The sequence below is a fragment of the Mesorhizobium sp. WSM4850 genome, from assembly GCF_055811735.1.
Window position 1 is genome coordinate 36,925 of the sequence record NZ_JBVVPV010000046.1, and the last position, 11,025, is coordinate 47,949.

The following is an 11,025-nucleotide window of genomic DNA, read 5'->3' on the forward strand; positions in this document are numbered from 1 at the left end:
TGGTGGGGGGGGGGGGGGCCGCCCCCCCCCCCCCCCGCTCCGCTTCGCGGATCGACCCTCCCCACAAGGGGGAGGGTAAGCTCACTCCGCCGGCCGGTTGTCCGCCGGATACGGCGTGCGGACCAGGATCGCCAGGCCGACGCCGAGGAACAGCACGATTACAGCCATGCCGAGCCGTTGCGAACCGCTTACCCAGCCTATGGTCGACACCAGAAACGGCGCGAGGAAGCTGGTCGCCCGTCCGGCCAGCGCATAGATGCCGAAATAGCGACCCGATTCGGCCGCGGTGACGCTACGCGCCATGTAGGAGCGTGACGAGGCTTGTACTGGCCCGAAGGCAAGGCCGATCAGCAAGCCGTAAAGAATGTAGGCCTTTTCCGCCGCCGTGCCGAACAGGCCGCCCGAGTCGGCGGTGGAGAGCTGTAGCATCCCGAGCAGCGTGAAACCCGGTCCGGTCGAGACGATGCCGATTGTCGCGACAGACAGCATAACCAGCGAAATCATCACCACGGCCTTGGAGCCGAGCGCCGTGTCGAGACGGGCGGCGATCCAGCAGCCGACGATGGCAACGACGTTGAGGATGATGCCGAACAGGCCGATCTCGGTGATCGACCAGGCGAACATCCCTGCCGCGAAAAGTCCTCCCAGCGCAAGCAGCGCATTGACGCCGTCTTGATAGATCATGCGGGCGACCAGGAAGCGGAAGATGCCGCTGCGCTGGCGCACTTCGGCCAGTGTCGACTTCAGCTCCGACAGCCCCTCGCGCACCGCCGGCCCGATCGGAATGCCTTTGGCGGCATCCGGGGTAAAGAAGAACATCGGCAGGATGAACAGCAAGTACCAGCCAGCCGACAGTGGTCCGGTCGCCCGAGCGTCCTCGCCGAAGATCGGGTCGAGACCGAGGAGCGGGTCGAGACCGACGATCGTCTTGCCGGTCTCCGGCAAACCCGCCATGAAGGCGACGACGAAGATCAACGCGATCATGCCGCCGAGATAACCAAGACCCCAGGCCATGTTTGAGATGCGGCCGATTTCGCTCTTCGGAACCAGGCGCGGCATCATCGAATCGTTGAACACCGTCGAGAATTCCGCCGCCACCGACGCCAGCGAAAACAAAGCCGCGATAAGAAACAGATTTGAGCCCGGCGCGGCAAACCAGAGCAAACAAAGACTCGTGATCTTGATCGCAGCAAAGCACGCGATCCACGGCTTTCGCGGGCCGGTCTGGTCTGCGATCGAGCCGAGTATGGGCGACAAAACGGCAATGACCAGTCCCGCCGCGGCGATGCTCCAACCCCAGACCGTCAGGCCAAGTAGATGCTGGGATTCGACGTAAGCTTCAACTGCGGCTGGACCGGCTGCCTCGGCAGCTTGCATGGCAGCCGGATCCAGAACCATGCGCGAAGCGAAATAAGGGCCGAAGATGAAGGTGGTGATGACCGTGAAGAACGGCTGTGCTGCCCAGTCGAACAGCATCCACCCCCAGATGCCGCGTTCCGGCGCTCGCTGCACTGCTACCTCGGCCATATTCCCTCCTGCCCCGTTCGCTTGGCCCGCGACCGGCGCCATGTCTGCATGTTTCCGGTGCTCACGCAAATGACAGGGGTCGCGCCGCCCCTCATTGCCCTGCCGGGCATTTCTCCCCGTATAGGGACGGGGAGAAAGACATTGTCATCGGCGGTTTCGCGAACGGCTGCCGTTGCAGAAAAGGCGCTGGCAGTGCAGCAAGTTCCTTCTCCCCGTCACTATACGGGGAGAAGGTGGCGGCAGCCGGATGAGGGGCAGCGCCGGCCTTGTGAAGCGAACAGCTCACAGCGCTGTCAGGTCGCTGATCAGCCCCGATGCCACCGACAGCCGCGACACGGTGATGTCGCCGCCCTCGGTCAGCGCCTGCAGCCGCTCGCGGATGCGCCCGACCCTCTCGCCGCCGGCCTCCAGCCATGCCGCCACCGGGTCCGCCGCCCCGGCATGGCCGGTGAGCGCCGCCACGGCGATGCCGCGCCTGGCTGCGCCGATCGTGTCGGTGGCGCGGAAAAGCGCCAACTGATCGTAGTAGTCGGACGGCGCGATCGAGCGCGCCGCATCCTCGACGCGCGGAATGCGGAAGGCATCGCTGACCGCGAAAAACGCCTTCGCGGCGGCGATGATGTCGGCATTCGCCGTTCGGGCCGTCAGCGCGATGTCAGGCACGACGCCGGCCACATCGGTCAGCGCCAGATGTTCTGCCAGCTGTTCGGGCGCGCCGCCCTTGGCCAGACCATGCCGCCGCTCCTCTATCCGCTCGCGCGAGAAGGCCGGAAGCAGCGAAGGGAGCTTCGGCTCCAGTGCCTTGCGGGCGTTCTGCAATTCGGCGATCCGTTGGCCCAGCGGAGCGGTGCTGGTATCGTTCTTGAGATACCAGCCGCTGGCGACATAGGTAAGCCGACTGACGGCTTGATAAAGGTCGAGCTGCACCTGCCCGTCGATCTGGTTGTCGAGCGCGTCGATCTGGCGATAGAGCGCCGGCAAGCCAAAGCCGTCGCGCACCACAGCGAAGGTCCGGACCACGTCGGCCGCGCTGCGACCGGTTGCTTCCTGCAGCCTGTTGACGAAGGGTGGGCCGCCGCGATTGACCAGATCGTTGGTGACGACACGGGCGATGATTTCGCGGCGCAGGCGATGGCCATGGATTTCGGCCGCGAATTTCTTCGTCATCCGGTCCGGAAAATAGCCCATCAGGTCACGGTCGAAATGCGGATCGTCCGGCACGTCGCTGGCGACGATGTCGGAAAACAGCACGATCTTGGCATAGGCCAGCAGCACGCCGAGCTCGGCCCTGGTCAACGGCTCGCCGCGCGCCTCGCGCTCGGCAAGGCCTGCCGGCGACGGCAGAGCTTCGACATTGCGGTCGAGCAGGCCGCGCGCCTCGAGCGCTGCCATGAAACGGCTCTGATGGGCGATATCGGCAAGGCCGCGCTTGCGGGCAAGGGACAACGCCAGCGTCTGCTCGTAATTGTTGGACAGCACCAGCGCGCTCACCTCGTCGGTCATTTCGGCGAGAAGCTTGTTGCGCGCTGGGCGGGTCAGCGCCCCCTTGCGCATGGCGGAAGCCAGCGCGATCTTGATGTTGACCTCGACGTCGGAGCAGTTGACGCCGCCCGAATTGTCGATGGCGTCGGAATTGCAGCGCCCGCCATTCAGCCCGAACTCAATGCGGGCCCGCTGCGTCGCGCCAAGATTGGCGCCCTCGCCGATGACCTTGGCGCGCACTTCGAGCGCAGTCACCCGAATGGCATCGTTGGCGCGATCGCCAGCGTCCTGGTTGGTTTCCGTCGATGCCCTGAGATAGGTGCCGATGCCGCCGAACCACAAAAGGTCGACCGGCGCCTTGAGGATGGCGCTCATGATCTCGACCGGCGAGGCGGTCGTCTTGCCGAGGCCGATCGCCGCGGCCGCGGCCGGCGGCAGCGTGATCGATTTCTGGCTGCGCGAGACGATGATGCCGCCTTCGGACAGTTTTGTCTTGTCGTAGTCCTGCCAGCTCGAACGGGCGAGGGCGAACATGCGCCGGCGCTCGGCCATCGAAACCGCCATGTCGGGAGCGGGATCGATGAAGATGTCACGATGGTCGAAGGCGGCGATCAGCCGGGTCTGCTCGGACAGGAGCATGCCGTTGCCGAACACGTCGCCCGACATGTCGCCGACGCCGACAACGGTGAAGGGTGTGGTCTGGATATCGCGGTTCATCTCGCGGAAATGCCGCTTGACCGCTTCCCAGGCGCCCTTGGCGGTGATGCCCATCTTCTTGTGGTCGTAGCCGGCCGAGCCGCCGCTGGCGAAGGCGTCGTCGAGCCAGAAGCCATGCTTCTCGCTGATGGCATTGGCGGTGTCGGAGAAGGTCGCCGTGCCCTTGTCTGCGGCGACGACGAAATAGGGGTCGTCCTGGTCGCGCCGCACGACCTCAGCCGGCGGAATGACGCCGTCCAGGCCGATATTGTCGGTGATCGACAACAGGCTGGAGACGTAATTCTTGTAGGCGGACGCGCCGGCTTCGAAGATGGCGTCGCGGCCGGCGCCCATCGGCAGCTTCTTCGGATAGAAACCGCCCTTGGCGCCAACCGGCACGATCACCGCGTTCTTGACCTGCTGCGCCTTGACTAAACCGAGCACCTCGGTGCGGTAGTCCTGGGCGCGGTCCGACCAGCGCAGGCCGCCGCGCGCGACCGGGCCGAAGCGCAGATGCACGCCCTCGACCTCGGAGCCGTAGACGAAGATCTCCCGCCACGGCCGCGGCGCCGGCAGGCCGTCGACCGCTTGCGAATCGAGCTTGATCGCCAGCGACTGGCCCTTCTCCTTCAGATCGGGAACGAAATGATTGGTGCGCAGCGAGGCTTCGATCAGGTTGAGGTAACGACGGACGATGGTGTCGTCGTCGATGTTGGGAACCTCTTCCAGCGCATCCCTGATCTTGGCCTTGAGGTGCCTGGCCGCGACCGCCCCGTCCGTCTGCGCCGTCGGTCCGAGGCGGGCGACGAACAGCTCATGCAGGCCACGCGCGATCTCCGGATAGCGGTTGAGCGCGGCGGCAATGAAATCCTGGCTCTGTGGGATGCCGGCCTGCTGCAGATAGCGGCCGTAGGCGCGCAGGATGGAAATCTCGGCCGACCACAGGCCGGCGGTCTGGGTAAGGCCGTTATAGCCGTCATTGTCGATGTCGCCGCGCCAGACGGAAAGGAACGCGTCTTCGAACAGCGCGCCGCGGTCGCCAAGGTCGATTGGCTTGCCGTAGCTGTTTTCGAGTTCCATGTCGTGGATGAAGACCATGCCCGGCTGATCAGTATTGATCATGTCGGAAGCCTCGTCCCCGACCTCGAAGGTGCGCTCGCTGATAACGCGGAAACCGATGTTCTCCAGCACCGGCACCCGTCGCGACAGCGCCACCGGGCTGCCATGGTGATAGATCTTCAGCGCCGCCTGATGCGGTTCCTGGTTGGCATGACGATAATAGTCGATGGCGATCGGATTGGCCGCGCTGATCCTGGCGATGCGCCCGGCATCGGCCAGCGCCTCCGCCGGTGAGAAGCTGTCGCGATAGCTTCCCGAGAAGCGCGAGGCGATCGCCGTGAGCGCCGCATCGGCGCCGGTCTCTTCGGCGGTCTCGCGCAGAATGTCGTCCCAGGTCCGCACGATGGCGCGGATCGCTGCCTCGATCGTCGCCTGGTCGACCTTCGGCGTCCTGCCGCCGGAACGGCCGATGATGAAGTGGACACGAGCCAGCCCGCCTTCCGGGAAGGCCGGGTAGTAGGCCGAAAGCCGGCCCTGGAACATCGTCTTCAGATAGGTGCCGATCTTCTCGCGCACGACGCTGTCGTAGCGGTCGCGCGGCACGAAAACGAGGATCGAGACGAAACGGTCGAACTGATCGGCGCGCACCAGCGCCCTGACGCGCGGCCGCTCGATCAGCCCCAGAATGGCTTCGGCGTGCTTGCGCAGGATCGGCACCGGAACCTGGAACAGCTCGTCGCGCGGATAGCTCTCCAGCACGTTGATCAGTGCCTTGCCGGAGTGGTCTTCAGGGTTGAAACCGGATTTGGCGATGATGGTTTCGGCTTTCGACCTGAGATAGGGGATCTTCATCACCGAGCGCGTGTAGGCAGTCGAGGTGAACAGGCCGACAATGCGCAGCTCGCCGGCAAGCACGCCCTTGGCGGTGTAGGTCTTGACGCCGATGTAATCGAGATAGATGCGGCGGTGCACCGACGATTTGGCATTGGCCTTGGTGACGATCAGCGGTTCCGGCCCGTGCAGGAAGGCGCGGATTTCCGGCGTCGTCGACACCGCTTCGGTGCCGCGCCGCAGCACCAGCACGTCGGGATCGGAGAGGATGCCGAGGCCGGGCTTTTCGGTGCGCTCCAGGGTGCCGCTCTTCTCGCCGCCGGTATATTTGAACTCGCGCATGCCGAGGAAGGTGAAATTGTCGTCGCGCAGCCATTCGAGGAGGGCGATCGCTTCGGTGACGTTGGCCTTGTCGAGCGGCACCGGAGCGTAGCGGAACTCGGAGATTGCCTGGTCGAGGCGGGCCAGCATCGGCTTCCAGTCGGTGACGGCGGCGCGCACCTGGCCCAATATTTTCTTCAGCCGGTCAGCCAATGCCTCGGCCTGCTCGGACGAAACACGGCCGATATGGACGTGGATGACGCTCAGCCGTTCATGACTGTGATCGCCCTTGGCGAAGCCGCCATCGCCGAGGATTTCGTCGACGCCGCTCTTGCCGTGCCTGACGACGATGACCGGATGGGTAACCAGCAGCGGTTCGCCAGCGCTCTCGGTGATCTCGCCGAGGATGGAATCGAACAGGAACGGCATGTTGTCGTTGACGACGGTGATCACCGTCATCGGCCTGCCCTGGCGCACGACACCGGAATCAACCTCTATGGCGACGACGCAATCGCCCTTCTTGTGCCTGGCGACGGCGCGTCCGGCGAGATCGGCGGCGCGTTCGAGGGCGGTGACCTCATAGGCGGCGACATCTTCGGCCGGCGCACGGGCCAGCAAGTAATCGGCAAGCCTGCCGGGTTTCTCGCTGCCCTTGGCCGTGCTTATCTTTTTCAACTGGCTTGCAGATTTCAGGCCGGCCATGTCGCTAAATCCCTCCCTCATATGTTTTGCGACTATGGTAGCAGATGACCGATATTTGGCGACAAAGGTTTGACCGCTTGCGACGAAATGTCGGGATTCGCCGGTGGGTCACCGAAAATGAGGAGAAAATCCGCCATAAAAGACAAAATCGTCGCACTTGACCTCGCGCCTGCGGAACTGAGCGAAGCGACGAAAGCCTATTTCGCCAAATGCGAGGAGAAGCTCGGCCTCGTTCCCAATGTGCTTTTGGCCTACGCTTTCGACGAGACGAAGCTGCGCGCCTTCACCGACATACCAGGCGATGGCGCGGTGAGAGCATGGCGGTTGCGAGCCAACCGGACCTCACATTAGTGATTCGCATTCTCGTTGCTTGTTTTTCGGTTTGGTCCGATGATCGCCCTGCGGCGTGACCGCATGTCGGTTTGACGCCCGCCGATCAACGGAAGATCAACGGAGGAGAACATGGCGAAATTTCTCTATGTCTATCACGGCTCCGGCAAGATGCCGACCGACGACGCCGAACGGCAAGCGGCGATGGATGCCTGGAACGGCTGGTACGGCAAGCTTGGCTCGGCCGTGGTCGACGGTGGCAATCCGGTCGGCATGTCGAAGACCGTGCTGCCCGGCGGCAAAGTCGAGAACAATGGCGGCAGCAATCCGACCGCCGGTTACACAATCATCGAAGCGAACGACATCGACGATGCCGTCGCCAAGGCCAAGGATTGTCCTATCCTGAAGGACCCGGGTTTCAGCGTCGAGATCGCGCCGATCATCGAAATGGGCTGACGCACCGGCTCAGGATCGAGCCGCAATCGCCGCCGCGGCACCGGCCATGGTGGTGGCGCTGACGCGGTTGGCGATCTTCATCGCCCGCCTGCTCTTCAAGAGTTTTCGCGCCTGCGCTGCCGCCAGCACCCAGGCCAGATCGATGGCGACCAGAACCACGGCCATGGTCAGCGTCAGCTCGATCCAGCCGACGACCGTCACTGAGGCGAGATCGATGATGGTCGGCAGCAGCGCCAGGTAGAACATCATGATCTTGGGATTGCCGAGCGTCACCGCCATGCCGGCAAAGAACAGTTTGACGGCCGACTCCTCGCGCGGCATCTCGCCTTCGCGCGCCTCGACCGGGGCCGTCCACATCTTCCAGGCGAGGTAGGCGAGATAGGCGACGCCGACCCATTTCAGCACGACGAAGGCAAGATGGAAGGTCTGCGCCACCACCGCCAGCCCGAACACCGCCAGCGACAGCCAGATGGCCTCGCCGATCCACATGGCGAGCAGGAATGGAAACACGTCGCGAAAGCCCTTTGCGATAACCCGCGCCACCAGGGCGGCAATCGAGGGGCCGGGCGAGCCCGCGGCGACGAAAAGGGCGGCGGCGAAGATCAAAAGCGAGGTGACGTGCATGTGAGTGCCTTCGAGCGTCAGAGAGCCCAAGGATACCCGATCAGCGGCGGTTTGGCACCCCTGCAGCTTGCAGAGAACTTTGCCCTCTGAACAGGCGTCGGCGCTGCCCCTCATCTGGCTGCCGCCATCTTCTCCCCGTCAACGGGGAGAAGGGCGCTGTCATCGACGGTTCCGCCAATTACCAGCGTTGCAAGAAATGAACGCCGAGGGTGCGGTCAGCGGTCTTCTCCCCGTCCACGGGGAGAAGGTGCCGGCAGGCGGATGAGGGGCAGCGCCGACCTCCATGGATCAGGCCAAGCCCGTCTATGTCGGAAATATGCGTCGCGAGAGCATAGATCCCTTACGCACTAAGCATCGAGACGCAAACTTCAGCCTCGGGTCGATTGCCGTATGCGACAGCCGTGACGAGTTTGCCGCAGATCTCTCGACATCCGCTTACGCCGCGCCGACCACTTTCGCCGACTTCTCAAAACGCTTGCGCTCGTTCGGGTCGAGATAGAGCTTGCGCAGGCGGATGGTCTTCGGCGTCACTTCGACCAGCTCGTCGTCCTGGATCCAGGCCAGCGCGCGTTCCAGCGTCATGCGGATCGGCGGCGTCAGCTTCACCGCCTCATCCTTGCCGGCGGCGCGGATGTTGGTCAGCTTCTTGCCCTTCAGCACGTTCACTTCGAGGTCGTTGTCGCGTGAATGGATGCCGATGATCATGCCCTGATAGACCTTGACGCCCGGATCGATGACCATCGGGCCGCGGTCTTCCAGGTTCCACATCGCATAGGCCACTGATTCACCCTGCTCGTTGGAGATCAGCACGCCATTGGTGCGGCCCGGCAGCTCGCCCTTGTAAGGCTCGTAGGCATGGAACAGCCGGTTCATGACTGCTGTGCCGCGGGTGTCGGTCAGCAGTTCCGACTGGTAGCCGATCAGGCCGCGCGTCGGCGCGTGGAAGACGATACGCTGGCGGTTGCCGCCCGACGGGCGCAATTCGACCATCTCGGCCTTGCGCTCCGACATTTTTTGCACGACGACGCCGGCATGCTCTTCGTCGACGTCGATGACGACTTCCTCGACCGGCTCGAGCAACTCGCCGTTCTCGCCCTTCTGCATGACGACGCGCGGCCGCGACACGGCAATCTCGAACCCTTCGCGGCGCATCGTCTCGATCAACACGGCAAGCTGCAATTCGCCGCGGCCGGAGACGAAAAACGAATCCTTGTCAGGCGATTCCTCGATTTTCAGCGCGACATTGCCTTCGGCCTCGCGCAGCAGGCGGTCGCGAATGACGCGGCTGGTCACCTTGTCGCCCTCGGTGCCGGCCAGCGGGCTATCGTTGACGAGGAACGACATCGTCACGGTCGGCGGATCGATCGGCTGCGCATGCAGCGGCTCGGTCACCGACAGGTCGCAGAACGTGTCGGCGACGGTGCCCTTCGACAGGCCGGCGATGGCGACGATGTCACCCGCCTGCGCCTCGTCGATCGGCTGGCGCTCGAGCCCGCGGAAAGCCAGGATCTTCGAGATACGGCCGGTTTCGACCTGGGTGCCGTCATGATGCAGCACCTTGACCGCCTGGTTGGATTTCAGCGTGCCGGATTCGATGCGGCCGGTGATGATGCGGCCAAGGAACGGATTGGCTTCCAGGATGGTGCCGATCATCCGGAACGGGCCGGGGTGGACGGTCGGCGCCGGCACGTGCTTGATGACGAGGTCGAACAGCGGCGCCAAGCCTTGGTCCTTCGGACCTTCGGGGTTTTCCGACACCCAGCCGTCGCGGCCCGAGCCGTAAAGGATCGGGAAGTCGAGTTGCTCGTCGGTGGCGTCGAGCGCTGCAAACAGGTCGAACACTTCGTTGACCACCTCGACGTGGCGGGCGTCCGGCCGGTCGATCTTGTTGATGACGACGATCGGCTTCAATCCGACCTTGAGCGCCTTGCCGACGACGAATTTTGTCTGCGGCATCGGCCCTTCGGCGGCGTCGACCAGCACGATGGCTGAATCCACCATCGACAGGATGCGCTCGACTTCACCGCCGAAATCGGCGTGGCCGGGGGTGTCGACGATGTTGATGCGGGTGTCCTTCCAGTCGACCGAGGTCGCCTTGGCCAGGATGGTGATGCCGCGTTCCTTTTCGAGGTCGTTCGAATCCATGGCGCGTTCGGCAACGCGCTGGTTGTCGCGGAATGAGCCGGACTGTTTCAGGAGCTGGTCGACGAGGGTGGTTTTCCCATGGTCGACGTGCGCGATGATCGCGATATTACGAATTTTCATGTTGTGGTCTCGGGAGCGTTGTAGGCAGCAGGCCAAAAGGCGCTGCCTCTTTCGGTTGGGCGGCTCATACAGGGTTTTTCGCAATTGCGAAAGAGGAGGCGTGCCACCAAATAAATGGTCACCAAATCTTAAGCGTCTTGGTGTGAAATTGAATTATTAACCAAAGCGGAACCTTTCACTGTCGGGACAGTTCAAATTTCATGAGCAAAACGGGCATCAGATACCGGCCAATCCTTGCATGGGCTGCCCTCGCCGTTCTGCTTGCGGCAGGCGTGGCACAGTCGGCCGCGACGTCGAAGGAGCCTGCCCTGCCGTCCGACACCCGAACGCCGGAGCAGTTGTTTGCCGACGCTCCCGATGGCGTCGACCCGGTGGTCACCGGGCCGGTCAGCGCCGCCTTCAAGCAAAGGCAGGAGGCCGCCAACTGCGACGGCGCTGTTTGGCCCAATATTCCGACCGTTTGCTATCCAGACTGACGACCGCCGACGGCGGTAGTCATCCCGAGATACCGTTCCGCTGCGATCCTTCACGCCCCCGTCTGCCCTGCCGGGCATCTCCCCCACAAGGGGAGAGATCGGACGTCGCCGCCGCTTTCGCCAACCTCCAACGTTGCAGGCGCGAGCGGAGCGCCCAAGCTGCCAATCTCCCCCCATGGGGCATATGCGCTAAGATAGGTGTTGCAGCGGGGAATCGGTTGTGATTCTACGCTGCGATGACTCACGAATCGCTTGT

6 protein-coding genes and 1 pseudogene are annotated in these 11,025 nt (G+C 63.7%); 3 read left to right on the forward strand and 4 right to left on the reverse strand.

The window, feature by feature from the left end; all coding sequences use genetic code 11:
* Positions 1–81: 81 nt before the first annotated feature.
* Together AC0L2Z_RS29410 and AC0L2Z_RS29415 are read right to left on the reverse strand one after the other, a co-directional pair.
* Positions 82–1,527 (reverse strand): MFS transporter, encoded by a 1,446-nt coding sequence (locus AC0L2Z_RS29410; protein WP_473530294.1) that lies wholly within the window; start codon positions 1,525–1,527, stop codon positions 82–84.
* 282 nt (positions 1,528–1,809) lie between these two features.
* Positions 1,810–6,618 carry an NAD-glutamate dehydrogenase gene (locus tag AC0L2Z_RS29415; RefSeq protein ID WP_473629998.1) on the reverse strand — a complete coding sequence of 1,603 codons (4,809 nt, stop codon included), beginning with the start codon at positions 6,616–6,618 and terminating at the stop codon, positions 1,810–1,812.
* Between the two features lie 135 nt (positions 6,619–6,753).
* Here AC0L2Z_RS29415 and AC0L2Z_RS29420 point away from each other — a divergent pair.
* Both AC0L2Z_RS29420 and AC0L2Z_RS29425 read left to right on the forward strand, forming a co-directional pair.
* Positions 6,754–6,921: pseudogene (locus AC0L2Z_RS29420) on the forward strand (peroxidase-related enzyme); the annotation flags it as partial.
* Positions 6,922–7,080: 159 nt separating this feature from the next.
* Entirely contained in the window at positions 7,081–7,404 is a 324-nt protein-coding gene (locus tag AC0L2Z_RS29425) for a YciI family protein (protein ID WP_023800470.1), read from the forward strand.
* A 9-nt stretch (positions 7,405–7,413) separates the two neighbouring features.
* Here AC0L2Z_RS29425 and AC0L2Z_RS29430 read toward each other — a convergent pair whose 3' ends face one another.
* Positions 7,414–8,028, reverse strand: coding sequence for a LysE family translocator (locus tag AC0L2Z_RS29430; RefSeq protein WP_023800471.1), 615 nt, complete (start codon positions 8,026–8,028; stop codon positions 7,414–7,416).
* 435 nt (positions 8,029–8,463) lie between these two features.
* Entirely contained in the window at positions 8,464–10,293 is a 1,830-nt protein-coding gene (gene typA / locus AC0L2Z_RS29435) for a translational GTPase TypA (protein WP_027154593.1), read from the reverse strand.
* Between the two features lie 200 nt (positions 10,294–10,493).
* On the opposite strand from typA, the gene AC0L2Z_RS29440 reads away from it, so the two are divergent.
* Positions 10,494–10,769, forward strand: coding sequence for a hypothetical protein (locus tag AC0L2Z_RS29440; protein ID WP_473629999.1), 276 nt, complete (start codon positions 10,494–10,496; stop codon positions 10,767–10,769).
* Positions 10,770–11,025: the final 256 nt, after the last annotated feature.